Origin of the sequence: Pseudomonas thivervalensis (genome assembly GCF_001269655.1) — a bacterium.
Lineage (GTDB): Bacteria > Pseudomonadota > Gammaproteobacteria > Pseudomonadales > Pseudomonadaceae > Aquipseudomonas > Aquipseudomonas thivervalensis.
Map to the genome: position 1 here is coordinate 32,288 of NZ_LHVE01000018.1, position 23,857 is coordinate 56,144.

Below are 23,857 nucleotides of genomic sequence, written 5' to 3' on the forward strand. Positions count from 1 at the left end.
ATTTTGGCGGGCATTGTAAACGTCCGTGTCGGCTAACCGTGCAGGGTCTGCAACCACTGCTCACGATTGATGCGATAGAGCACATGGTGACGCAATGGATGACCGACGGCGAGTGTCGGGTGTTCGAAGTCGTCGGCCGGGTCGTGCTGCATGCCAATGGCCTGCATGACCTTTTGCGATGGCAGGTTGTCGACGGCGGCGAACGCCACCACTTCGTCCAGCGTCAGCTGGTCGAAGGCACAACGCAGGGCGGTCCACGCCGCTTCGCTGGCATACCCCAGGCCCCAGTGCTCCCGGGCCAGGCGCCAGCCGATCTCGATGGCCGGTGTGAAAGGCGCATCGAACCCGACCACACCCAGCCCGGTGAAGCCAATGAAGGCGCCGGTGTCCTTGCGTTCCAGGGCCCACAAACCAAAACCATGCTCGGCGAAATGTCCCCGCACGCGACCGATCAGGGCAGCGCTTTCCAGGCGGCTCAGGCGCGCCGGGAAATAACGCATCACCTGCGGGTCGGCGCACATGGCGGCAAATTCCGGCAAGTCATCATCGCGCCACTGCCGCAACAGCAGCCGCGCGCTTTCCAGTTCCAGTATCGGCTCCATCTTCACTCTCCTCCATGCCCCCTGAGTCTACATCGCAGGCAAGATCCGTCACTCAATCAGCGCTGAAAACCTGGCCCACGACCGCGCGCATATCGAACGTTGCATGGGTGCTGAGTTGGCTCGCGAAGACCAACGGCGACTTGGCCTGCCCAGTGCCACGCGGCCGCCCCGGGAAATCACCCATCGATACCCGGAACTCTAAGGTGGGTGTGAGGGCCTGAGCGGAAAAAACGATAGGTGTGGCTTTGCTTGCGAAGCGCTCGCCTGGCGCTATCGGTTCATGCAGCGTTCGTAGGCTGCCAGAACAGTGCGCTCCGATTGCACCAGATAGGCTTCGAGCATCTGGGTGGCGTCCTCGGGTCGCCTTTCTTCGATACAGCGCAGGATTGAAACGTTCATGTCGACATAGGGCATATGCAGGAACTCGGGATCATTGAGCAGGCCGAAGGCCAACCGCAGCTCGGCCGATATCTGCCCGTAGAACACCACCAGGCGCGGGCTGTCGGCGAGTTCGACGATCGCCTTGTGGAACATCATGTTCGCGGTGCCGACTGCGATCCAATCCTTGGCCTCACGCGCTCGCATGCCCGCTTCCACGGCTTCGCGCATATGCAGTGTTCCCGGGTGCAGCGGATAACCCTGCGCGATGGCCTTGCATTCGATAAAACGGCGCACGCGATAGATGTCAATGATCGAGGCCATATCCGGCTCCGCCACGGTCACCCCTCGATTGGGTTCATGCTTGAGCAACCCCTCCCGAGTCAGGACCCTGAACGCTTCCCTCAAGGTGTTGCGTGAAATCTGCAGGTTGTCGGCCAGGGCCGCTTCGGACAGCCGCTGGCCCGGCACCAACTCACCTTCGACCAGCATTCTGCGGATCTCCTGGGTAATGGATTCTCCCAGCGAGCGAGGAAGGGAAGGTGAAACGTCGTTCATGTGCAATCCAGAAAATGAGGAAGTCACTTCGATGTTCCATGAGAGCCCAGCCCATGGCAAGGAGCAAGGGTGTTGCCTGCATCATTAAGTAACACCCACGAGTGACAAGGTTACAATTTGGTGCAAATTGTAGCCTCACATCAAATGTATTGTTGAACAATCAAGACGCTATAGATCAACACTTCTAGACGGATGTTTGAATCCTGGCACGCTCGTTGCTCAATAAAAAAACATCTCCCACCGTAGGAATTGATGCCGTGACACAGACAGCCGTGACACAGACCGCTCAAGATTTTACAAAGACGCGACGCGCTTCCCTGATCGCCGCAATTTTCATGATGGCGACGTCCGCCATCGGCCCTGGCTTCATCACCCAGACCGCCACGTTCACGGCCAAGATGGGTGCGGCATTTGCGTTCGGTATCCTGGCCTCGATTCTGATCGACTTCGTGGTTCAACTTAACGTCTGGCGTATCGTCACCCTGACCCGAATGCGTGCCGCAGACGTGGCCAACAAAGCAATTCCAGGCAGTGGCTATCTGCTGGCGGTTCTGGTGATCTTCGGCGGGCTGGTGTTCAACGTCGGCAACATCGCCGGTGCCGGGCTGGGCCTGAACGCGCTGATGGGGCTTGACGCAAAATGGGGCGGCGGTCTCAGCGCCCTGCTGGCCATCGGCATCTTCCTCTCCCACCGCGCCGGATTGGCCGTCGACCGGCTGATCGTCGTGCTGGGCCTGGTGATGATTGCCCTGACGCTGTTCGTGGCCTTTGCCTCTAACCCGCCACTGGGTGAAGCCCTCTACCAGACCGTACTTCCGGACCAGACCAATTTCGCCACCATTACGACCATTGTCGGCGGCACGGTCGGCGGTTACATCACCTATGCGGGGGCTCACAAACTGCTGGATCGCGGGACTACCGGGGTAGAAAATCTCCAGGCAGTGACCAAGGCAGCCCTGGGCGGCATCCTGGTCACCGGCCTCATGCGCTACATCCTGTTTCTCGCCATCCTCGGCGTTGTTGCCAGCGGCGTAGTCATCGACACCTCGGGCCAGGGCGCCAATCCGGCCGCACAAGCCTTCCAGGCGGCAGCCGGGCAGTTCGGCCTGCGCGTCTTCGGTCTCATCCTCTGGGCCGCCAGTATCACCAGCGTGATCGGCGCCGCTTACACCTCCATTTCTTTTATCACCGTGTTCAAGCCGGACATCACTGAGCAGGCTCGCAACCGCGCCACCACCGTATTCATCACCCTGTCGCTGCTGATCTTTGTCCTGATGGGGACTGCTCCTGCCGCACTGCTGCTCTTCGCGGGCGGTTTCAACGGCCTGATACTGCCAATCGGCCTGAGCATCTTTATCTACGTCGGCTGGCGCCGGTCCGACCTCATGGGCGGTTACCATTACCCACGCTGGCTGCTGGTACTGGGCGCCCTGACCTGCCTGCTGACCTGGTACATGGCAATCAAATCCGTCGGGCCGATCTTCGCCTTCCTCAACGTCGCCTGAGCCCGACAACGAACAAGGAGTCACGTCAATGCCAACCATAGATATCAACAGCGACCTGGGTGAAAGCTTTGGCGCTTGGCACATGGGCGACGATGCCGCGATGCTCGATGTCGTGACCAGCGCCAATGTCGCCTGCGGTTTTCACGCCGGAGACCCTGCCGGCATCCTGCGGACACTGAAAGCGGCGGCGGCAAAAAATGTCACCATTGGTGCCCATGTCGCTTACCCGGACAAAGTGGGCTTTGGCCGACGAAACATGGACGTGGCCAGCGATGAACTGACTGCCGATGTGATCTACCAGATCGGCGCGCTGCAAGGCCTGGCCAAGGCCGCTGGCACCTGCGTGCGCTATGTGAAGCCCCATGGCGCCTTGTACAACACCATTGCTCACGATCGCCGCCAGGCGCTGGCCGTGATCGAAGCCATCCGCACGATCGACTCCAACCTCATATTGGTTGCCCTGGCAGGTTCAAGCCTGATTGAACTGGCCCGTAACGAGGGGTTGCAGTGTATCGCCGAAGCGTTCGCTGACCGTGCCTATACGCCACAGGGCACCCTCGTCTCTCGCCGCGAACCAGGCGCCGTGCTGCACGATCCCAAGCTCGTCGCCCAACGTATGCTTCGCCTCGTTGAAGACGGCACCATCGAAGCGATCGATGGCAGCCTGACCAGAATCCAGGCCGACTCGATCTGTGTCCATGGCGACAGCCCGGCAGCGGTGGAAATGGCCCGCGAGCTGCGCCGCGTACTGGAACAGGCCAACATGTCCTTGCTGCCCTTTGCCGGAGGACGCCCATGAACGCTCTTGATCTCGCCCGCCAGGCGGCCATCGCCGCTGCCCGCCAAGCGCGCACCGCCTACCGTGGCGGCCTGGTCACCCCCACGGCAGGTATCGCGCCGGGCATGACCCAGGCCAACCTGATCGCCTTGCCGCGCGCCTGGGCATACGATTTTCTACTGTATGCCCAGCGCAATCCAAAAGCCTGCCCGATCCTTGACGTCAGCGACGCCGGCAGCCCAGGTACGCTGCTGGCTGAAGGGGCCGACCTGCGCACCGATATCCCCCTGTACCGCATCTGGCGTGATGGGAAGCTGGTGGAGGAAGTCAGCGACGCCACTCAGGCCTGGGCCGAACACGACGACATGGTGGCCTTCTTGATCGGCTGCAGCTTTACCTTTGAAACGGCCCTGCAAGAGGCCGGCATCGAAGTGCGGCATATCACTGATGGTTGCAACGTACCGATGTACCGGACCAACCGTGCCTGCCGTCCGGCGGGACGTCTGCAGGGTGAAATGGTGGTATCGATGCGACCGATTCCAGCCGATCGCGTGGCCGAGGCGAGCGGTATCTCCGGGCGCTATCCCTCAGTCCATGGCGCTCCGGTGCACATCGGCGAACCGGCGCTGCTCGGGATCCAGGACCTGAGTCGACCCGACTTCGGCGACGCCGTACGCATCGAACCCGGTGAGATCCCGGTGTTCTGGGCCTGCGGTGTAACGCCCCAGGCGGCGGTCGTGGCCTCGGGCGTGCCCTTCGCCATTACCCATGCGCCCGGCCATATGTTCATCACCGATGTGCCTGACAGCACCTATCACGTCTAGGAGTTTCCTGTGCGTTTTCTACCCGTCAACCTGGACGCCCTGCTCGTCGAATTGAAAGATCTGGACGAGACCCTGGCGTTGTTCGACGCCCTGATGGCCGAACCTATTGCTGGCGTGGAGGAGATCATTCCTGCCGCACGAACGCTGCTGATCCAATTTCGCCCCAGCGCCATTGCCCAGCAGGCGCTCGTCAATCGTATCGCTGGCCAGGACCTGAGCCAGCGCCGCGAGATCGAGCATCGCCGGGTGGAAATTCCCGTCCATTACAATGGTGAAGACCTTGACGAGGTCGCCACACTGCTGGGGATCAGCCGCGCCGAAGTGGTCCAACGCCACACTGCCCATGACTACAGCGTGGCCTTCTGCGGATTTGCGCCGGGCTTCGCCTACCTCACTGGCGGTGCCGGTTTCCAGGTGCCTCGCCGACAAACTCCACGCACCCGCATACCCGCAGGTGCGGTTGCCCTGGCGGGGGAATTCAGCGGTGTTTATCCACAAGCCAGCCCCGGTGGGTGGCAGATCATCGGCGTCACGCCTTTGCAGATGTGGGACCTGAACCGCGCTGAATCGGCCTTGCTGCGTCCAGGCTATAAAGTGCGGTTCACCGATGCAGGCCCGCTCCCGGCGGGAGGCCTGCCCGCCCCCACGGTACCGGCAAGCGCCGCCGCGCCCAGCGGCGCCTATCTGGAAATCATCACCCCCGGTTTGCACAGCGTACTGCAGGATATGGGCCGTCCCGGCCAGACCGGCCAAGGCGTATCCTGTTCCGGCGCGCTGGACCAGGGCGCGCTGCGGGCAGCCAACCGCGCGGTCGGCAACCGCTCGGACATGGCCTGTGTGGAATCGGTACTCGGCGGCCTGAGCTTCGTTTGCCATGGCCGTGCCGTGATCGCTGTCACTGGTGCGAAAACCCCAGTCACAATCACCAACGCCAGTGGCCTGCAATGGCAGGCAAGTCACTACCAGCCCATCGAGCTGGACGCGGGTGACCGCGTCAGCCTGGGTTCCCCCCTCGCGGGGCTGCGCAGCTACCTGGCGATTCGCGGCGGCTTTGATATCGCTCCGGTATTAGGCAGCCTGTCCACAGACACCCTGGCCCAGGTCGGCCCCCCGGCGCTCGCCGTCGGCGACCTATTGGGTTTTACAACACTGACAACGGGGACCAGCGTATCGCTGAACGAAGCCCCGGCCTTTGAATTGCCTACTACTGCCAACGTCATCACCCTTGACGTGGTCATGGGGCCGCGTACCGACTGGTTTACCGAAGACGCTATCCAGCGTCTGAGCAGCCAGCTCTGGCGCGTCACCCCACAGTCCAACCGCGTCGGTATTCGTCTGGCCGGTGAAATGCCGCTTGCGCGCAGCAACCACCATGAGTTGCCCAGCGAAGGCACCTGCGTCGGCGCCATTCAGGTTCCGGCCAGTGGCCAACCGGTTCTGTTTCTCGCCGATCACCCGTTGACCGGTGGCTATCCGGTGATCGGCGCAGTTGCCCACTACCATCTCGACCTGGCTGGCCAGATCCCTATCAATGCGCAGATTCGCTTCAACCCTGTGGACGGCTTCAAAGAGATTCAACCCGTTACGCAAGCTTCTTCAACTGCCGATGTGAAAAAACTTCCATGAAAAAATTACTGATTGCCAACCGTGGTGAAATTGCCGTCCGCATCGCCCGCGCCTGCCGCGACTACGGCGTGCAGTCTGTCGCGGTCTATGCCGACGCGGACATCGACGCCCTGCACGTGCGCCAGGCCGACGAAGCCTACTCACTCAATGGCCAGCGCCCGGCCGAGACCTACCTGGATATCGGCAAACTGCTCGCCGTCGCCAAACGCAGCGGCGCCGATGCCGTGCACCCCGGCTATGGTTTTCTGTCTGAACGGGCCGACTTCGCCCGGGCGGTGATCGACGCAGGGCTAATCTGGATCGGTCCCAACCCGCAGACCATCGACGTGCTCGGCGACAAAGTCGAGGCGCGAAAAATTGCCCAACTGGTCGGGGCGCCTCTGGTAGCCGGTACGCCTGGTCCGGTCGAAAGCGCCGCCGAAGTATTGGCCTTTGCCGAACAGCACGGACTGCCGATTGCCATCAAGGCTGCCTTTGGCGGCGGTGGACGCGGCATGAAAGTCGCCTGGCGCATGGATGAAGTGGCTGAATTGTTCGCCTCCGCCGTGCGCGAAGCGCAAGCGGCCTTTGGTCGTGGCGAATGCTACGTCGAACAGTTCCTCGACCGTCCTCGGCACATCGAAGCGCAGATCCTCGCCGACAAACACGGCAAGGTCGTCGTCGTCGGCACGCGTGACTGCTCCTTGCAGCGGCGCAATCAGAAGCTGGTGGAGGAAGCGCCAGCGCCCTTCATCAGCGACGAACAGCGCCAGCGTATTCATCAATCCGCTCAGGATATCTGCGCCAAAGCCGGCTACGTCGGTGCCGGCACGGTGGAGTTCCTGCTCAGCCAGGATGGCACCCTGTCGTTCCTCGAGGTCAATACCCGCTTGCAGGTCGAGCACCCGGTGACCGAAGAGACCACTGGGGTGGATCTGGTGATCGAACAACTGCGGATCGCCGACGGTTTCCCGTTGTCCTTCAGTGAGACGCCGCCCCCGCGTGGCCACAGCTTCGAATTTCGCATCAACGCGGAAGACCCAGGCAAGGGCTTCCTGCCCACCCCCGGTCAGATCACCGATTTCCTGCCGCCATCTGGCCCGGGCGTTCGCCTGGACAGCGGCGTGATAAGCGGCTCGCGAGTGCCCAGCACCTTCGACTCGATGATGGCCAAACTGATCGTCACCGGTGCCACCCGCGAACAGGCCATCGTCCGCGCCCGGCGCGCCTTGGCTGAATTCAACATTGAAGGCATTGCCTCGGTGCTGCCGTTCCACCGGGCCGTGATGGACCATGACGACTTCACCGGTGCCGATAAATTCGCCGTGCACACGCGCTGGATCGAGACCGATTTCGCCGAACAGATCACGCTCGCCCCACGTACCACCGTATCCGCCGACCCTGGCATCCTGCGCACGTTTGTCGAGATCGACGGCAAGCGCCATGAACTGGGTCTTCCGGCTGCGCTGCTGCGAGGCGTCAGCTTGAACGCAGCGGGTAGCGCCAGCGAAAGCACGGCCCCATCCGAGGCCACTGATCCGCAGGCGGTACTGACGCCCGTGGCGGGCAATCTGCATACCTGGGTCGTCAAAGACGGCGAGTCGGTGAGCGCTGGTCAAGTGATCGCGGTGGTAGAAGCCATGAAAATGGAAACCTCGGTCCTCGCACCGTGTGAAGGCCAGGTGCAGATCGTCAAACAGGCAGGCGACTACTTTGAAGCCGGCTCCGTCATTGGCCGCATCAAAACAGCTAACTGATTTAAAACTTTTCTTTTCGCAGTCAGTACGCGCAACGGGGTAATAACCCGGTTGCCGCGTGCTGCCCGCAGAAAACTGTAGATATAACTTTGCAATCAAAATAACGATAAAACCCAACAAATAAATCTGCCGTTATCTGGAGCATAAAGAGCATGTCGATCAATAAGACTTTCGCTATTGCGGGTACTTGCGCGTTGATTTTCCCATTCACAGCATCTGCAGATTTTATTGCCGACAGTAAGGCAAGTATTGAACTGCGTAATTTCTACTTCAGTCGTGACTTTCGCAACGGCCCTCCCACGGCCCAGCGAGACGCGGCACAAGAATGGGCCCAGGGAGCCATGTTGCGGTTCGAGTCAGGTTATACCGCCGGCACCGTGGGCCTGGGCATCGACGCCGTTGGCATGCTTGGTCTCAAGCTTGACGGCGGTGATGGTTCCGGTGGCACGGGTCTGTTGCCGGCTGACCTTAGTTCGAAAAACGGCCGCGGCTCACAGGACGAATATTCCAAACTTGAGCTGACGGCGAAGGCGAAAGTGTCGGAAACGGTTCTAAAGGTTGGCTCACTGGCCTTCCGTACGCCCGTGGTATCGAGCAATGACACACGCCTGCTGCCCTCCACTTTCGAAGGCGCGTTACTGTCTTCCAAAGACATTGATCAGTTGGTCCTGCAAGGTGGCAAGCTGGAGCAAATCAAGTTCAACAGTTCCTCGGACTATCAGGACTTCACGGGTAACCGCATCGGCGGTGTCAGTGATGATTTTCACTTTGCCGGCGGCACCTACAGTTTCAACAAAGCCCTTAGCACCAGCCTGTTCTACGGCAATCTGGAAAATGTCTACCGGCAGTTCTTTGGCGGCGTTGTCTATGAAATTCCCCTTGCCGCGCAACAGTCGCTGAAGTTCGATCTACGTTATTCGAAAAGTACCGATGACGGTAACTTCCGCCCGCTCGATAACCGGGCAGCGAACGGACTGGTCTCCTACACCTTGGGCGCCAACGTGTTCACGGCCGCCTATCAACACATGAGCGGTGACGATCCCTTCCCATACATTGCCAATAGCGACCCGTACCTGGTCAACTTCGTCCAGATCAATGACTTTGCCAACACCCAGGAGCGCTCCTGGCAGCTGCGTTATGACTACAACTTCGCGGCACTGGGCATTCCCGGGCTGACGTTCATGAGTCGTTATGTCCAGGGTGACAACGCGTTGGTCGGGGGCAGTAACACGGGCAAAGAGTGGGAGCGCGATACGGATATCGGTTACGTGATCCAAAGCGGTTCGCTAAAAAACCTCGGGGTCAAACTCAGAAACGCTACGGTTCGTTCGAACTTCGGCAATGACCTGGACGAAACCCGTCTAATCGTAAGTTACACATTGGCACTTTGGTAATCCGCTGACGGCGACCTTTGTCCCTGCGCAACCGATCCTTATTCAGAGAAAGTGCAATGAAAAGTCTCAGGTTTAACCAGAAGATACTACTGATTGCTTCGTTGCTTATCATGACGGTGTTTTGCACATTCACCGTATTGAATGATGTTCGGTTGCGTGACGACAACGTTAGAAAAATCGAGGAACACACCCGCGCCCTCTCGGCAGCGATGGCACACGATATCCAGAGCTGGCTGGACGGACGAATGATTCTGCTGAGGGGATTTGCCGAACTCATCGGCGACGATCCCTCGCCGCAAAACATACTCGACAAATTGCAGAGCCAAGTGCTCATGAGCCAATTTATCGCAGGCTATGCGGGTACCGGTGACGGTGGGTTCCAGATCCATCCCCCGCGGCAGATGCCAGCCGATTACGACAGCAGGCAGCGGCAATGGTACATAGACGCCGCAGACCATGGCGTGGCGATGACCGAACCCTACGTAGGGGCCGGGATCGACTACCCGATTATCACCCAGGCGGTCGCCATCCACACAGGGCAGCAGACGCTCGGCGTCCTGGGCGCCAGTCTGAACATCGAGACGATTTCCCAGACGCTCAACGCGCAAGTCTTCGAGGGCAATGGATACGCCTTTCTGGTGAGCAAGGAAGGTAAAATACTGGTTCACCCCGACAAGGCGCTCATCGGCAAGACACTGTCCGATCTGTTTCCGGGCAATACCCCGACGCTCAATGATCGATTGGTGGAAGCCACTACGGTCGATGGCGTGAAATTCACACTGTTCTCTGCGATCAAGGGCCTGCCGATGAAAGACTGGTACATCGGCATCGTCCTGGACAAACAGGCAGCCATGGCCAGTCTTGCTGCGTTCCGCAGTTCGGCGATCATCACGACAATCGTTGCCGGCATGGCCACCCTGCTGCTGCTCGGGCTGCTTATTCGCGTGTTGATGAAACCCCTGCGCCTTATCAGTCACGCGATGGAAGATATCGCCCAGGGCGACGGTGACCTGACCCGACGCTTGTCGATCCTGTCCAATGATGAATTCGGCCAATTGGCCGTGAGTTTCAATCGCTTCGGCGACCGGATCCATGCCTCCATCACCGAAGTCTCATCGACGACGAACTCCCTGAAAGAGGCCACCAGCAAGGTCCTGACGGCCTCCAACTCTTCGGTTGGGAAGTCGGAACACCAATCCGGCTTTACCAGCAACGTGGCGGCGGCCATTGAGGAGCTTGGGGCGTCGGCGCAAGAAATCGCCTCGAGTGCCTCGGCGGCGTCCAGAGGCGCCTCGAGCGCCAGGGCGCAGATCGATTCGAGCTGCATGCTCGTCGAGAACACGGTCAAAGCCATGAGTTGCCTGCAAGAAAACATCGAAGAAACCCGCGCACAGATCGAAGAACTCAACGCCAAAAGCGCCAATATCGGCAAGGTGCTGGAGGTCATCTCAACGATCTCCGGAAAAACCAACCTGCTGGCCTTGAACGCGGCCATCGAGGCAGCCCGGGCCGGAGCGGCCGGGCGCGGGTTTGCCGTGGTGGCGGACGAAGTCAGAAGCCTTGCCCACCACACCCAGACAGCGACTGAAGAAATCAGGACGGTGATCGAGGCACTGCAGGAGGGGGCTACCCAGGCTGCCAAGACCATGCTGCGCAGCCATGAAATCGGCAGCCAAAGTGTACGGGTGGCGACCGAGGCCGGGGACAGCCTGCTGACCGTGGTGTCACGCATCATCGAGATCGATGAGATGTGCCTGACGGTCGCCGCTGCAACCGAGGAGCAAACCAGTGCTGTTGACCAGCTTACTCGGGATGTTCATGAGATCAGTCAGTTGAATCGCCATGCCACCGACAATTTGTGCTCGACCCTCAAGGCGTGTGGGGAACTGGATTTTGAAGTCGGACGCCTCAGGAGTGTGGTCGACACTTTCAAGTTGTAGACACACACGCCATGCCCCTCGGCCAGTGGACCGAGCTGATAGAATGCCCGCCCTGATCCGCCAGACATCGCTCGCCATGACTCAAGCTTCCAAGCCTTCCACTCCAAACGTCGCCATCATCGGCGGCGGCCCCGCCGGCCTGATGGCGGCCGAGGTGTTGAGCCAGGCGGGCCTTCAGGTCGACCTGTACGACGGCATGCCCTCGGTGGGCCGCAAATTCCTGCTGGCCGGCGTGGGCGGTATGAACATCACCCACTCCGAAGCCTTCCCGGCCTTCCTGTCCCGCTACGGCGAACGCGCGGCGAATATCGCCCCGCTGCTGCGGGCATTTGGCGCAAACGAACTGTGCGAATGGATTCATGGCCTGGGTATCGACACCTTTGTCGGCAGTTCCGGACGGGTATTTCCCACCGACATGAAAGCCGCCCCGCTGCTGCGCGCCTGGCTCAAGCGCCTGCGCGATGCCGGCGTGGCGATCCACACGCGCCACCGCTGGCTCGGCTGGAACCCTGATGGCAGCTTGCGCATAGCGAGCCCGGAAGGTGAGAAAACGCTACGCCCCGACGCGACCCTGCTGGCGCTGGGCGGCGGCAGTTGGTCGCGCCTGGGCTCGGACGGCGCCTGGATGCTGGCGCTGGAACAACGCGGCGTGACCCTGGCGCCATTGCAACCGAGCAACTGCGGGTTCGAGGTAGAGGCCTGGAGCGACCTGATGATCAGCAAATTCGCTGGCGCCCCGCTGAAAAATATCGCCATTGGCTTGAACGACGATGTACCGCGCCTCGGCGAATGCGTGATCACCGCCACTGGCCTCGAAGGCAGCCTGGTCTACGCCCGGTCGGCGCCGGTTCGCGAAGCCATCAACCAACACGGCAGTGCGACGATCCTTCTGGACCTGCTGCCGGGACGGCCTGTGGATAAGATCCAGCAAGCCCTGAGCAAGTCACGCGGCTCTCGCTCGATGGCCAAGCACTTGCACAGCCAGCTGGGGATCGACGGCGTCAAGGCGGCGCTGTTGCGCGAGCTCACGCCGGCCGAATGTTTCACTGACCCGGCGCGGCTGGCCCAGGCGATCAAGGCCCTGCCGGTCACCCTGGTGAAGCCACGTCCCCTGGACGAAGCCATCAGCAGCGCCGGTGGCGTGACCTTCGAGGCCTTGGATGAACGCCTGATGCTCAAGCACCTGCCCGGCGTGTTCTGCGCCGGAGAAATGCTCGACTGGGAAGCGCCGACCGGCGGCTACCTGCTCACGGCGTGCTTTGCCAGCGGCCGGGCGGCGGGCTTAGGAATCCTGGAATTCTTGAACGGTTTGAACCCGTAGGAGCTGACGAGTGAAACGAGGCTGCGATCTTTCCCCAGACAATTGAATCTCAAGCGAAAGATCAAAAGATCAAAAGATCGCAGCCTCGCTTCGCTCGACAGCTCCTACAGTCCCCATGTGGCCTTTGATATCAAGGCTTACGCTTACGCGGCCCAGTGTTGAACACCGGCACTTTGCGCACAGGCTTGACCGAAGGTTCCACAGGCGCAGCGTCGCCACTGTCCACCCACTTGCCCAGGTTGCGCTTGCCGCCGCCACCGGAGGTTTTCGGTTTCTTCGGCTTTTTCGGCTTCTTGATCACCTGACCACTGGCATCGGTGTCCGGCACTCGATGCTCAGGCTCGAAGTCCTGTTCCATCTGGCGAGCCAGCGTCTGGCGCGTCAGCATCTCGATGGCCGACAGCAGATTCACTTCGTCGGCGCAGACCAGGGAAATCGCCTGCCCGGTGGCGCCCGCCCGACCGGTACGGCCAATGCGGTGGATGTAATCCTCGGCGACGATCGGCAGGTCGAAGTTCACCACCAACGGCAAATCCTCGATATCCAGGCCACGGGCGGCGACGTCGGTGGCAACCAGGATCTGCACTTCGCTGGCCTTGAAGCGATCCAGCGCACGTTGGCGGGTGGCCTGGGGTTTGTCACCGTGGATGCCGTCGGCGTTGACGCCCAGGCCCTGGAGTTTTTCCACCAGCGCATCGACGCCGTTGCGGGTCTTGGCAAAGACCAGCACCTGCTTCCATTTGTTCTTGCGCATCAGATGCACGAACAGTTCCGGCTTGCGCTTCTTGTCCACCGTCACCACCCATTGCTTGACGGTGTTGGCGGCGACATTGCGCGGGCTCACTTCAATGCTCAGCGGGTCGTTGAGCATCTGCCCGGCCAGCAAACGGATCGCATCGGAGAAGGTCGCCGAGAACAGCAGGGTCTGGCGTTTCTTCGGCAAGGCCTTGTAGATATTCGCCAGTTCCTCGGAGAAGCCCAGGTCGAGCATGCGGTCGGCTTCGTCCAGCACCAGGGTCTGCAGTTGGTTGAACTTCAGCGCGTTCTGGCGGAACAGATCGAGCAAGCGACCCGGCGTGGCGACCAGCAGGTCGACGCCTTTGCGCAGCTTCATCATCTGCGGGTTGATGCTGACGCCGCCGTACACTGCATAGGTGCTCAGCGGCAGGTTCTGCGCGTACTGGCGCACGCTTTCATGAACTTGCTCAGCCAGCTCGCGGGTCGGCACCAGGATCAGCGCCCGCACCGAGTTGGCCGCGACCTTCGGCCCTTCGGTGGTCAGCAACTGCAACAGCGGCACCGCAAAACCGGCGGTCTTGCCGGTGCCGGTCTGGGCCGCGGCCATCAGGTCGCGACCGGCGAGCACGGCCGGCATGGCTTGGGCCTGAACCGGCGTCGGGGTCTGGTAGCCGAGCGTCTCGAGGGCGCGCAACAAGGGTTCGATCAGGCCAAGGGTGGCGAAAGTCATGGAAGTACCGTAGGAAAAATCAGCGCAAGGTGTGCAATGCGCGGCAGTTTACCCTAAATCAGGTGGCGGCCGGCGCAGGCTTGGGTTTGCGCCACTGCGGCAAGCCGATCAACACCACGGCACTGATGATCACCAACATCGCCATGGCTTCCTCGATGCCGATGGTTTCACCGGCAAACACAATGCCCAACAACACCGCCACGGCCGGATTGACGTAGGCATAACTGGTGGCCGCCGCCGGGCGCACATGCTTGAGCAGGTACATGTAGGCGTTGAAGGCGATGATCGAACCGAAGCCGATCAGATAGAACAAGGCAAACCAGCCTTCCAGCGGCGGCATGCTCTCCAGGTGTTCGCCGCTGGCGAAGCTGCCGATCAACAGCACCACGCCGCCCACCAGCATCTCCACGGCACTGGCCATCGCCCCGGCGGGCAATGGCAGGTGTTTACTCAGCACCGAACCGAAGGCCCAGGACGCCGCCGCGAACACCAGCAAGGTTGCCCCCAATGGGCTGGACTGCAGGTTGGAACCGAGGTTGAGCATGGCGATACCGATCAACCCCAGCACAATCCCCGCCCATTCCAGACGGGTATTACGCGCGCCCCAGAAGTAGCCGCACAACAGGGTAAACAAAGGCACCGTCGCCACCGCCAACGCCGCGACCCCGGACGCCACGCCCGTGTGCTCGGCCACACTGACGGCGCCGTTGCCAAAACTGAGCAGCAGCACGCCAATGATCGCCCCGGCCTTCCACTGTGCCCACGTCGGTGCCGGCGCCCCGCGCCAGCGCAGGAAGCCGTACATCAGCGAACCGGCCAGCACAAAACGAATCCCGGCCAGCAACAGTGGTGGCCAATGCTCCACGCCGATGCGAATCACCAGGTAGGTCGAACCCCAGATGACGTACAAGGCAAAGAAGGCAGCGATCAATGGCAGGGGAAAACGGCGTGGGCCAGGCATGTTCAGCTCGAAGTCAGGACAATGAGAGGCGTTATTCTAGAAAGGCGGCAGACGGAATTTAAGTTACAAAACCTGTTTATCCAAGCCATACACTTTTCAAAACACGGCGTTCGGCGCTATAAATCGCGCTTTCGAAAGCCACGTCATTTGGAAGCCTACCTGTGGATAAATACGACCGCATGCTGCTCAGCGCTTTGTTGGAAAACGGTCGTGCGTCCTACGCCGAATTGGCCCGCAAAGTGAACCTGTCAGCCCCCGCCGTGGCCGAGCGGGTCAGCAAACTGGAAACCAGCGGCGTCATCACCGGTTATCAAGCCAAAGTCGACATGGCCAAGATCGGCCTGCCGGTGCAGTGCGTCATCGAACTGCGCATGAACCAGCACGGCAACCAGAAGACCTACGACGAACTGTGCAAGATCCCACAACTGACCGAATGCCATCGGGTCACCGGGGATCCGTGCGTGATCATGCAAGCGGCGGTCGGTTCGATGCCCGAACTGGAAGAGCTGATCAACCGCATCGCCAAGTTCGGTTTCAGCAAGACCTCGATCGTGCTGTCCAGCGCCATCGAAAAGCGCGTGCCGTTGGGGCAGTTGGAAGGCAACGGCAAATAGTCGACCCAACACAAATCAAAACTGTGGTGTGTTCAGAACCCGCGATGCCGCTTGAGGTGCTCATTGATCTTCGCCGCTGGCACTTTCTGCAAACTGCACAGCAAATCATGGGACAACTCCCGCAGCCCATGTTTTTGCCGCAGTTGCGCAGCCAGGTGCGCGGTGAGGTTGGCGGCCATTTCGGCGTCGGCCATGGCCCGGTGAGCCTGGCCGGTGTGGGGCAAGCCGGCGAACACGTTGAGCGTGCCGAGCTTGTGGTTCGGTGCTGCCGGCATCAGGCGCCTGGCCAGCAACAGTGAGCAGGCAAAATTCTGCAAGCGGGTGCGCTTGATGCGTCCCAGTTCGAAATCCCAGAACTTCTGGTCGAACGCAGCGTTGTGGGCCAGCAGCGGCGTGGTGCCGACAAACTCGTTGACCTCGTTCATGACCTTTTCCGCCGACGGGGCGCTGCGCAGCATGGCGTTGCTGATGCCGGTCAGTTGCTCGATAAACGCAGGGACGCGCACACCGGCATTCATCAGGCTCTGGTAGCGGTCGACGATCCGGCCTTGTTCGAGCATCACCACCGCAATCTCAGTGGCCCGGCAACTGCTGCTCGGGGTGATCCCGGTGGTTTCAAAGTCGATGACTGCGATGCGTTCCAAACCGTTTGAACTCCGTAAAAATCAATTCTTGAGCAACAACGCGCCTTCGATGGGCACGTATCGACTGGCGGCACGGATCAGCGAGTTGGCGGTCAACCCCGGCACGCCATAGGCCACGGCCTGGATGCCGTGCTTGTTGATGATGCGTTCAAGCAACATGTCGAAATCGCCATCGCCAGAGGCCAGCACCACTTCATCGACGTGGTCGGCGGCGTCCATGATGTCCAGCGTGATGCCCACATCCCAATCGCCCTTGGCCGAACCGTCGCTGCGCTGGATGTAAGGCTTGAGCTTCACGATAAAGCCCAGGTTGCGCAGGATCTGCTGGAATTGCTGCTGCTTGCTGTCACCGCGATCGATCGCGTAGGCATAGGCCTCGACGATCTGCCCTTGTTTGCTGACATCAGCCCACAGCGCGGCGTAGTTGAAATGGCAACCATAAGCCTGGCGCACGGTGTAGTAGAGGTTCTGGACATCGGCGAACACTGCAATTTTTTTCACCGCGTTTCCTCTTGGATGCACACGCACGCAGACCACCTGGGCCGAAAAGTCGCCCAGTATGCCAGCCAGAGGGATTGTTCCGCGAATAATCGGCCCGAGGCGCCAGGGCGCCCCGGACGAATGGCAGGTCAGACGAAGGAGTCGTCGTCACCAAAGGCAGAGGAATCGTCGCTGTAGTCCGCGTCGCTGAAGCCGCCCGGGTCGCTGCCGTAGGCATCGTTATCGGCCACGCGTTGGTCATCGCCCCAGCCGCTGTCGGCGGTGTCGTTGACCGGTTGCGCCGGTTCTTCCTTGAGTATCTCGACGATTTCCTGCGGTTGCTGATTGCTGTGGAACAGGCTGCTGATGCCCTGGGCCAGCATCACGCCACCGGCCACGCCCGCCGCAGTTTTCAGGGCGCCGCCGAGGAAGCTGCCCGCTGCCGGGGCCTGCTGCTGCGGTGCGCCATAGTTAGCGGGCGGAGCGCCGAAACCTTGTTGCGCCGGGGCATTGAAGGACGACGGCGCAGGTTCGCGCCAACCACCACCACTGGTGGGCGGCGCGCTTGCCGGGCGCGAATCCCGCGGGCTGCCGCCGAAAATGCTTGAGAGGAAACCACCGCCACCGCTGGAGGCCGGCGCTTGCTTGCGAGTCTGTTGCAGCTCGGCCTGCAATTGCTCGACCTGCTGGGTAAGCTGCTTGTTCTGCTCATCGAGGCGCTTGATCGCGGCCTCCTGCACCAGGATCGCCTGGGCCATGAAATAGCCCGCAGCAGGCTGGCTCGCCAGGTGCTCCTTGATCCGCGCCTCGGCCTGGACATCGCGCGGGGCTGAATCCTTTTCGGCCTGTTGCAGCCGTGAAAACAGTCCATCGATCAGGGTTTGTTCTTCGCTGTTCATGGCGACCTCATCAGATTGCCGGATAAAAAACCAAGCCGGTCCGCAAAATACCGGCGCCCGTCAGTAATGGGGACCGCCAGGAAGCTTTCAATGGTCTTTACCTGATGTTTACGTTTGTTTATGCGGTCACCTGATGGGTAAAGTGTCGGACCGCTTTTTTTGAACTGCGATACCGACCCATGAATCCGTTAGAAGTACTGCGAGACTCCTTGTATTTTTTCAAGCGCCATCTGGGCCGGATCGCCCAGTTGTGCCTGCCGCTGGTGATACTTGAAGCCGTGCTGCAACAAGGGGTGGACAGCGCCCTCGGGGCCGATGGTTTTTCCGGCTACAGCGTGATCGTTGGGTTATTGGTATATCCGCTGTACACCGCGGCGCTGATTCTGTTTCTCGATGCCCGCAGTCGTGGTGAAGCGCCACGCACGCGTGACCTGATTGCGGCCGCCCTGCTCCAGTGGCCACGCTTTGCCTTGCTGACCGCCCTCAACACGTTGTTGATCCTGATCGGCATTTCCTTGTACTTCCTGCCAGGGCTGTGGCTGATGGTCGTCCTGGCCTTCGGTGAATACCTGTTGGTGTTGAAGGGCATGGCGCCACTGGCCGCCATGAAGGAAAGCGCGCGCCTGAGTCGAGGCCATTTCTGGCGAATCCTGCTTTGCATCCTGGCCGTCATGGTCCCGCTGTGGCTGCTCAAGGGCGCCAGCGTCTCGGTGTATCCGCCGCCGCAGAATCCGTTGATCAGCTTGTTGATCGACAGCATCCACAGTTTCCTGCAATTGTTCACCACTGTGGTGTTGTTCCGAATGTTCATGCTGATTGCTGAAAAACCCGAGCCATGACCCATCTACTACGTCACGCCTTGCTAGGCCTGCTGTTGATTGTCGGCATCGGCGCCTTTGCAACCTATGGCCTGACCTGGCGCCCCCAGGCCCGGGAAGCACTGCCCGTCAGTTGCACCGCCAACGCAGCAGCGCTGGTACCCGGCCAGGCCTTGAAGGTGATGACCTGGAACGTCCAGTTCCTCGCCGGCAAGCGCTACGTGTTCTGGCACGACCTGGCCCAGGGCGACGATGAAAGCCCGACCCTGGAAGACATGGCCTTCAGCCTCGATGAAGTGGCCCGGGTCATCCGTGACGAGCAGCCGGACATCGTGCTGCTCCAGGAACTCGACAAGGACGCCAAGGCCAGCGACTACCAGGACCAGTTCAAGCTGTTGCAGGAACGCTTGGCCGACCTCTATCCATGCGGCACCAGTGCCTTCGACTGGAAGGCCGACTTCATTCCCGACCCGCACATCTTCGGCAGCGTCGGCCGGCAACTGGCGACCCTGAGTCGCTACCGCATCGACCATGCCGAACGGGTGCAGCTGCCGGTGGCCGACACCAACTTCATCAGCCGTCAGTTCCAGCCGAAAAATGCCCTGTTGGTGAGTTATCTAGCGCTGAATGACGGCGGCCAACTGGCGGTGCTCAACACCCATCTGGAACGGGCCAGCGAGCCGGACGACACCCTGCCCAAGCAAATCACCGCCGTGACCCAGGCACTGGATAAGTTCGAATCCGCCGGCACGCCCTGGCTGATCGGCGGCGACTTCAACCTGCTGCCCCTGGGCCAGTACCGTCGCCTGCCGTCCGAGCAACGCACGCCCTACGCCGCCGACAGCCCGCTGCACCTGCTGTGGGACAAATACCCGATGATCCCCACCAACAACGAGGCCAGCGGCATAGACCGCGAACACTGGCTGACCCACTACCCGAACGACCCCGGCCTCAACGGCCCCGACCGTACCGTCGACTACCTGTTCTACAGCCCACGCATCAAACGGGTCCAGGCCCAGGTCAGGCAGGACGATACCTTGCGCATCTCTGATCATTTGCCGGTGATTGCGCGGTTTTTGTTGCCGGCAGCGCCTTAGCCTTTTGTGGGAGCCGAGCTTGCTCGCGATAGCGGTGGTTCAGCAGCATGTTTTTGGCTGACACACCGCTATCGCGAGCAAGCTCGGCTCCCACAGGGTTTGTGTTTCATTTCCTGAACTGCCTCAGCTCACTTACGCGGCTTGACCCGCGCCGTCGCCTCCGCCACCAGCGGATCATCCGGCCAATAATGCTTGGGATAACGACCCTTGAGGTCCTTCTTCACCTCGGCGTAGGTGCTGCGCCAGAAGTTCGCCAGGTCCTGGGTGACCTGCACCGGGCGGCGCGCCGGGGACAGCAGGTGCAGCTTGACGACCTGGCGGCCGCCGGCAATGCGCGGGGTGTCGGCCAGGCCGAAGAGCTCCTGCAGGCGCACCGCCAGGATTGGTGGATGCTCGCTGTAGTCCAGGCGGATCGACGACCCCGAGGGCACGCTCAAATGGTGCGGCGCCAGTTCATCCAAACGTTGCGGCAACGGCCAGGGCAACAGGTTGTGAACGAAGCTCGACAGGTCCAGGTTGGCGAAATGGCTGAGGCGCGAGACGCGGCCCAGATATGGCATCAACCACTGCTCGAGGCTGTCCAGCAAGGCGCCGTCGCTGACGTCCGGCCATTCGCTTTCACCCTTGGCGTCCAGGTCCAGGCGACGCAGCAGCGCCACCCGCGCCTGCCATTGCCGCAGTTCCGGGGTCCAGGGCAACAACTCCAGGCCCTTGCGCCGCACCAGGTTCACCAGGGCCTGGCTACGGGCTGACTCATCCAGGCCGGTCAGCGGTTCGCGGCTGAGCACCAGTTCGCCGACCTTGCGCTGGCGCTCGGCGCGCAGCACGCCTTCGCGCTCGTCCCAATCGAGTTGATCCACGATGCGCACTTGCTCGGCCAGCACCGAATCGAACAGCGTCGGGTCGAAATCCGTCGCCAGGTAGATCCGTTCTTCGCGCTGGCCCTGGCGACTGCCCAAATCGGCGATCACCAGCCACGCTTGTTTCATCAGGCTGTCCGCCTCGGCGAACAGCGCCGCACGGCCGTTGGCCAGGCGATATTCCGCGCCGCCGGGCCGGCGCTGTTGGGCGACGCGGTCCGGGTAGGCCAGCGCCAGCAAGGCGCCGAGCCAGCGCGGATGGTCGGGATCGGCCACGGCTTCTTCGGCCTTGCCCCGCAGGTAGCCGCGATATTGCCGGGCCAGTTGTCGCGCTCGCTGCACCCCACCCTGAGCGCCGCGCGCGGCCCGCTCTTCGCCGGACAGCAAGGCCAGGCGACTGTGCAGATCCGCGCCGGCGCCACGGAGAATGTCACGTTCGCCCAGCAGCGCAGCGACGTTGCAGGCCATGTCCGCCAGCCCCAGCGCCTGGCCGCGCAACAGCAGATGTGCGATACGCGGGTGGGCCGGCAGTTCAGCCATGGCCTGGCCGTGACGGGTCAGTTGCTCACCCTCCAGCGCGCCCAGGCGTTGCAGCAGGTCCTGGGCCTGGGCATATGCAGCGGCGGGCGGGATATCGAGCCAGACCAGTTGCTGCGGCGTAACGCCCCAGCGCCCCAGTTGCAGGGCCAACCCGGCCAGGTCCGCCGACAGAATCTCCGCGCTGCCGTAAGCGGCCAATTGTTCATGCTGGTCTTCGGACCACAACCGGTAACACACCCCCGGCTCCAGGCGCCCAGCACGACCGGCCCGCTGGGTGGCGCTGGCGCGGGAGATGCGCTGGGTGTCGAGACGGGTCATGCCGCTGCCCGGATCGAAACGCGGTACCCGGGCCAGTCCGGCGTCGACCACCACCCGCACGCCGTTGATGGTCAGGCTGGTCTCGGCGATATTGGTGGCCAATACCACCTTGCGCTGGCCGGGCGGCGCCGGGTCGATGGCGGCGCGCTGGGCGGCGAGGTCCAGTTCGCCGTGCAACGGACAGAGCAACACATTACTGCCCTCGCCCAAGGCCTCGGCCAGTTGCTGGTGGACCCGGCGAATCTCCGCCTGCCCAGGCAAAAACACCAGGACGCTGCCGGTTTCATCGTGCAAGGCTTCGAGCACGATCTGCACCAGCCGTGGCTCGATGAACTCGCCCGGCTGGAACGGCCGGCCCCAGCGCACCATCACTGGGAACATGCGGCCTTCGCTGCGCAGGATCGGCGCGTCGTCCAACAACCCGGACAGGCGTTCACCTTCCAGGGTGGCGGACATCAGCAGGATCCTCAGCGGCTGGTCTTCGCGAAACAATTCTCGACCGTTGAGGCTCAAGGCCAGGGCCAGGTCGGCGTCGAGACTGCGTTCGTGGAATTCATCGAAAATCAGCAGCCCCACGCCTTCCAGCGCCGGATCGTCCTGCAAGCGGCGGGTTAGGATGCCTTCGGTGACCACTTCAATGCGGGTCTTGGGCCCGACCTTGCTGTCGAGGCGAATCCGGTAGCCGACGGTTTCACCGACCTTTTCCCCCAGTTCGCTGGCCAGTCGCTCGGCCGCCGCCCGTGCCGCCAGACGCCGGGGTTCGAGCATCAGGATGGTCTGCCCGGCCAGCCACGGCTCGTTCAGCAAGGCCAAGGGAACCCGGGTGGTTTTACCGGCACCGGGCGGCGCTTCGAGCACCGCTTCGTGGCGCGATGCCAAGGCTTGGCGCAGGGCGGGTAAAACTTCATCAATCGGCAAAGAAATCATGCTGGCTCCAAAACAGAGGGCCGAGTATAACGGCGAACTGTTTAGCGTGGTCTGGACTCCAACCAGCAACGCCTCTACCTGTTCAGGAGATTGCTATGCGTATTCCCTTTCGCGTGATCGGTGGCGTCCTGGTCGCCACCCTGCTGACCCAGATCAGCGCCTGCGGCTCGATCTTCTACCCGGACCGTCGCGGCCAGATCGACGGCAAGATCGACCCGGCGATTGCCGCGCTCGATGCCGTCGGCCTGCTGTTCTACATCATCCCCGGCCTGATCGCGTTCGCCGTGGACTTTGCCACCGGCGCCATCTATTTCGAACCGGGCCGCAGCGTCCAGATCGAGCCCGAGAAACTCAAGCCGGCCATCAACCCCGATGGCACCGTCAATAATCAAAAATTGCAGGCGATCCTGGAGCGCGAACTGGGCCGCAGCTTCCCGCTGGACGATCCGCGCCTGATCCAGCACAAGGGCAGTGCACAACAACTGGCAGCCCTCGGTCTCAAACCGGCCGCATGACCGACGCGACTGAAGGAACGACCGCGCCATGACCACCAGCACCGAACACGCTCGCTTGCTGCGCCTGGCCACCCGGGCGTCGGTGGCCGTGGCACTTGTCCTGATCGTCGCCAAGGCACTGGCCTGGTGGCTCAGCGGTTCGGTGAGCATGCTCGCCGGCCTGACCGACTCGGCGCTGGACGGCGTCACCTCGCTGCTCAATCTGCTGGCGGTGCATTACGCCCTGCGTCCCGCCGACGATGACCATCGCTACGGCCATGGCAAAGCCGAATCCTTGGCCGGCATGGCCCAGGCGTTGTTTATCGGCGGCAGTGCGGTACTGATTGCCTTGCAGGCCTTCGAACGCCTGAAAGAGCCGGTGCCGGTAGAGGCGCCCTGGCTCAGTGTCGGCGTGATCGTGTTTTCCCTGGGGCTGACCCTGGCGCTGCTGGCGTTGCAGCATCGGGTCATCCGCGCCACCGGCTCCAATGCCGTGCGCGCCGATTCGCTGCACTATCGCTCGGACCTGTTGCTCAACGGCAGCATCCTGGTGGCGCTGGTACTGGCGGGGTTTGGCTGGTATCAACTCGACGCCTGGTTCGGCCTGGGGATCGCCGCGTACATCCTGTGGAGCGCCATCCAGATCGCCCGGGAAAGCTTCGCCGTGCTGATGGACGAAGAACTGCCGCCCGACGTCAGCCAGCGCATGCTGGAACTGGCCTGCGCGGTGCCCGGTGTGCTCGGCGCCCATGACCTGCGTACGCGGGTCTCCGGCAACCACTGGTTCGTGCAACTGCACCTGGAGTTGCCGGGGGAACTGACCCTGTCAGTGGCCCACGGCATCAGCGACCAAGCCGCCGATGCGATCCATCGTGCTTATCCGAAGGCTGAGGTATTGGTGCATGCCGATCCATCGGAAGTGGTGAAGCGCACCAGCGCATAATGCCGAACACAGAACTCGTGGCGAGGGAGCTTGCTCCCGCTGGGCTGCGAAGCGGCCCCAAGATTTTGCGGTCGCTGCGCAACCGAGCGGGAGCAAGCTCCCTCGCCACAAGAGCGGCACCCTGCCTCCCGC

The 23,857-nt window shown here is 61.7% G+C and carries 21 protein-coding genes; 13 read left to right on the top strand and 8 right to left on the bottom strand.

Annotation, left to right across the window (positions count from 1 at the left end; translation table 11 throughout):
- Window positions 1-32 precede the first annotated feature (32 nt).
- Both AD659_RS23935 and AD659_RS23940 read right to left on the bottom strand, forming a co-directional pair.
- Window positions 33-602 (bottom strand): GNAT family N-acetyltransferase, encoded by a 570-nt coding sequence (locus AD659_RS23935; RefSeq protein ID WP_053125591.1) that lies wholly within the window; start codon window positions 600-602, stop codon window positions 33-35.
- A 270-nt stretch (window positions 603-872) separates the two neighbouring features.
- Window positions 873-1,472: a GntR family transcriptional regulator gene (locus AD659_RS23940; protein WP_053125592.1), complete on the bottom strand. Its 600-nt coding sequence runs from the start codon at window positions 1,470-1,472 to the stop codon at window positions 873-875.
- Window positions 1,473-1,810: 338 nt separating this feature from the next.
- Between AD659_RS23940 and AD659_RS23945 the strand changes: the two genes are divergently transcribed.
- The 8 genes from AD659_RS23945 to AD659_RS23980 all read left to right on the top strand — a co-directional run bounded on the left by AD659_RS23945 (window position 1,811) and on the right by AD659_RS23980 (window position 12,662).
- Window positions 1,811-3,043: an NRAMP family divalent metal transporter gene (locus AD659_RS23945; RefSeq protein ID WP_053125740.1), complete on the top strand. Its 1,233-nt coding sequence runs from the start codon at window positions 1,811-1,813 to the stop codon at window positions 3,041-3,043.
- A gap of 28 nt (window positions 3,044-3,071) precedes the next feature.
- Entirely contained in the window at window positions 3,072-3,842 is a 771-nt protein-coding gene (locus AD659_RS23950) for a LamB/YcsF family protein (protein WP_046065194.1), read from the top strand.
- A complete protein-coding gene (locus tag AD659_RS23955) occupies window positions 3,839-4,645 on the top strand; it encodes a putative hydro-lyase (RefSeq protein WP_018604970.1) in 807 nt (268 codons plus the stop codon). Before AD659_RS23950 ends, AD659_RS23955 begins: the two co-directional genes overlap by 4 nt.
- Window positions 4,646-4,654: 9 nt before the next feature.
- Window positions 4,655-6,271, top strand: a complete 1,617-nt coding sequence (locus AD659_RS23960) for a 5-oxoprolinase subunit B/C family protein (RefSeq protein WP_053125593.1) — start codon at window positions 4,655-4,657, stop codon at window positions 6,269-6,271.
- Window positions 6,268-8,007: an acetyl/propionyl/methylcrotonyl-CoA carboxylase subunit alpha gene (locus AD659_RS23965; protein WP_053125594.1), complete on the top strand. Its 1,740-nt coding sequence runs from the start codon at window positions 6,268-6,270 to the stop codon at window positions 8,005-8,007. The genes AD659_RS23960 and AD659_RS23965 overlap by 4 nt, the downstream gene beginning before the upstream one ends.
- A gap of 152 nt (window positions 8,008-8,159) precedes the next feature.
- Entirely contained in the window at window positions 8,160-9,401 is a 1,242-nt protein-coding gene (locus AD659_RS23970) for an OprD family porin (RefSeq protein WP_053125595.1), read from the top strand.
- 56 nt (window positions 9,402-9,457) lie between these two features.
- A complete protein-coding gene (locus AD659_RS23975) occupies window positions 9,458-11,341 on the top strand; it encodes a methyl-accepting chemotaxis protein (protein WP_053125596.1) in 1,884 nt (627 codons plus the stop codon).
- A gap of 76 nt (window positions 11,342-11,417) precedes the next feature.
- Window positions 11,418-12,662, top strand: coding sequence for a TIGR03862 family flavoprotein (locus AD659_RS23980; RefSeq protein ID WP_053125742.1), 1,245 nt, complete (start codon window positions 11,418-11,420; stop codon window positions 12,660-12,662).
- Between the two features lie 130 nt (window positions 12,663-12,792).
- Here AD659_RS23980 and rhlE1 read toward each other — a convergent pair whose 3' ends face one another.
- Together rhlE1 and yedA are read right to left on the bottom strand one after the other, a co-directional pair.
- Window positions 12,793-14,130: an RNA helicase RhlE1 gene (gene rhlE1 / locus AD659_RS23985; protein WP_053125597.1), complete on the bottom strand. Its 1,338-nt coding sequence runs from the start codon at window positions 14,128-14,130 to the stop codon at window positions 12,793-12,795.
- Between the two features lie 58 nt (window positions 14,131-14,188).
- On the bottom strand, window positions 14,189-15,091 hold the full coding sequence (gene yedA / locus AD659_RS23990) for a drug/metabolite exporter YedA (protein ID WP_053125598.1): 903 nt from the start codon (window positions 15,089-15,091) through the stop codon (window positions 14,189-14,191).
- Between the two features lie 161 nt (window positions 15,092-15,252).
- Here yedA and AD659_RS23995 point away from each other — a divergent pair, with 161 nt between their 5' ends.
- Window positions 15,253-15,705: an Lrp/AsnC family transcriptional regulator gene (locus tag AD659_RS23995; protein WP_053125600.1), complete on the top strand. Its 453-nt coding sequence runs from the start codon at window positions 15,253-15,255 to the stop codon at window positions 15,703-15,705.
- A 32-nt stretch (window positions 15,706-15,737) separates the two neighbouring features.
- Here the strand turns inward: AD659_RS23995 and AD659_RS24000 are convergent, their stop codons facing one another.
- The 3 genes from AD659_RS24000 to AD659_RS24010 all read right to left on the bottom strand — a co-directional run bounded on the left by AD659_RS24000 (window position 15,738) and on the right by AD659_RS24010 (window position 17,728).
- Complete coding sequence (locus AD659_RS24000) at window positions 15,738-16,349, bottom strand: 3'-5' exonuclease (RefSeq protein WP_053125601.1); 612 nt, start codon at window positions 16,347-16,349, stop codon at window positions 15,738-15,740.
- A gap of 21 nt (window positions 16,350-16,370) precedes the next feature.
- Complete coding sequence (locus AD659_RS24005) at window positions 16,371-16,850, bottom strand: LabA-like NYN domain-containing protein (RefSeq protein WP_053125603.1); 480 nt, start codon at window positions 16,848-16,850, stop codon at window positions 16,371-16,373.
- Between the two features lie 128 nt (window positions 16,851-16,978).
- Entirely contained in the window at window positions 16,979-17,728 is a 750-nt protein-coding gene (locus AD659_RS24010; RefSeq protein WP_053125605.1) for a DUF2076 domain-containing protein, read from the bottom strand.
- 179 nt (window positions 17,729-17,907) lie between these two features.
- On the opposite strand from AD659_RS24010, the gene AD659_RS24015 reads away from it, so the two are divergent.
- On the top strand, window positions 17,908-18,567 hold the full coding sequence (locus tag AD659_RS24015) for a YciC family protein (protein WP_053125607.1): 660 nt from the start codon (window positions 17,908-17,910) through the stop codon (window positions 18,565-18,567).
- Window positions 18,564-19,643, top strand: a complete 1,080-nt coding sequence (locus AD659_RS24020; RefSeq protein ID WP_053125609.1) for an endonuclease/exonuclease/phosphatase family protein — start codon at window positions 18,564-18,566, stop codon at window positions 19,641-19,643. The genes AD659_RS24015 and AD659_RS24020 overlap by 4 nt, the downstream gene beginning before the upstream one ends.
- A 128-nt stretch (window positions 19,644-19,771) precedes the next feature.
- Here the strand turns inward: AD659_RS24020 and hrpB are convergent, their stop codons facing one another.
- Window positions 19,772-22,288 carry an ATP-dependent helicase HrpB gene (gene hrpB, locus AD659_RS24025; RefSeq protein ID WP_053125611.1) on the bottom strand — a complete coding sequence of 839 codons (2,517 nt, stop codon included), beginning with the start codon at window positions 22,286-22,288 and terminating at the stop codon, window positions 19,772-19,774.
- Window positions 22,289-22,383: 95 nt separating this feature from the next.
- Here hrpB and AD659_RS24030 point away from each other — a divergent pair, with 95 nt between their 5' ends.
- Both AD659_RS24030 and AD659_RS24035 read left to right on the top strand, forming a co-directional pair.
- Window positions 22,384-22,803, top strand: coding sequence for a hypothetical protein (locus tag AD659_RS24030; protein WP_053125612.1), 420 nt, complete (start codon window positions 22,384-22,386; stop codon window positions 22,801-22,803).
- Window positions 22,804-22,831: 28 nt separating this feature from the next.
- Window positions 22,832-23,725 carry a cation diffusion facilitator family transporter gene (locus tag AD659_RS24035; RefSeq protein WP_053125614.1) on the top strand — a complete coding sequence of 298 codons (894 nt, stop codon included), beginning with the start codon at window positions 22,832-22,834 and terminating at the stop codon, window positions 23,723-23,725.
- The last annotated feature ends 132 nt before the right edge of the window (window positions 23,726-23,857 follow it).

Coding starts and splice junctions, on each gene's coding strand:
- AD659_RS23935 (WP_053125591.1), bottom strand. CDS start 602: ATGGAGCCGATACTGGAACTGGAAAGCGCGCGGCTGCTGTTGCGGCAG.
- AD659_RS23940 (WP_053125592.1), bottom strand. CDS start 1,472: ATGCTGGTCGAAGGTGAGTTGGTGCCGGGCCAGCGGCTGTCCGAAGCG.
- AD659_RS23950 (WP_046065194.1), top strand. CDS start 3,072: ATGCCAACCATAGATATCAACAGCGACCTGGGTGAAAGCTTTGGCGCT.
- AD659_RS23955 (WP_018604970.1), top strand. CDS start 3,839: ATGAACGCTCTTGATCTCGCCCGCCAGGCGGCCATCGCCGCTGCCCGC.
- AD659_RS23965 (WP_053125594.1), top strand. CDS start 6,268: ATGAAAAAATTACTGATTGCCAACCGTGGTGAAATTGCCGTCCGCATC.
- AD659_RS23970 (WP_053125595.1), top strand. CDS start 8,160: ATGTCGATCAATAAGACTTTCGCTATTGCGGGTACTTGCGCGTTGATT.
- AD659_RS23975 (WP_053125596.1), top strand. CDS start 9,458: ATGAAAAGTCTCAGGTTTAACCAGAAGATACTACTGATTGCTTCGTTG.
- AD659_RS23980 (WP_053125742.1), top strand. CDS start 11,418: ATGACTCAAGCTTCCAAGCCTTCCACTCCAAACGTCGCCATCATCGGC.
- rhlE1 (WP_053125597.1), bottom strand. CDS start 14,130: ATGACTTTCGCCACCCTTGGCCTGATCGAACCCTTGTTGCGCGCCCTC.
- yedA (WP_053125598.1), bottom strand. CDS start 15,091: ATGCCTGGCCCACGCCGTTTTCCCCTGCCATTGATCGCTGCCTTCTTT.
- AD659_RS24010 (WP_053125605.1), bottom strand. CDS start 17,728: ATGAACAGCGAAGAACAAACCCTGATCGATGGACTGTTTTCACGGCTG.
- AD659_RS24015 (WP_053125607.1), top strand. CDS start 17,908: ATGAATCCGTTAGAAGTACTGCGAGACTCCTTGTATTTTTTCAAGCGC.
- AD659_RS24020 (WP_053125609.1), top strand. CDS start 18,564: ATGACCCATCTACTACGTCACGCCTTGCTAGGCCTGCTGTTGATTGTC.
- hrpB (WP_053125611.1), bottom strand. CDS start 22,288: ATGATTTCTTTGCCGATTGATGAAGTTTTACCCGCCCTGCGCCAAGCC.
- AD659_RS24030 (WP_053125612.1), top strand. CDS start 22,384: ATGCGTATTCCCTTTCGCGTGATCGGTGGCGTCCTGGTCGCCACCCTG.
- AD659_RS24035 (WP_053125614.1), top strand. CDS start 22,832: ATGACCACCAGCACCGAACACGCTCGCTTGCTGCGCCTGGCCACCCGG.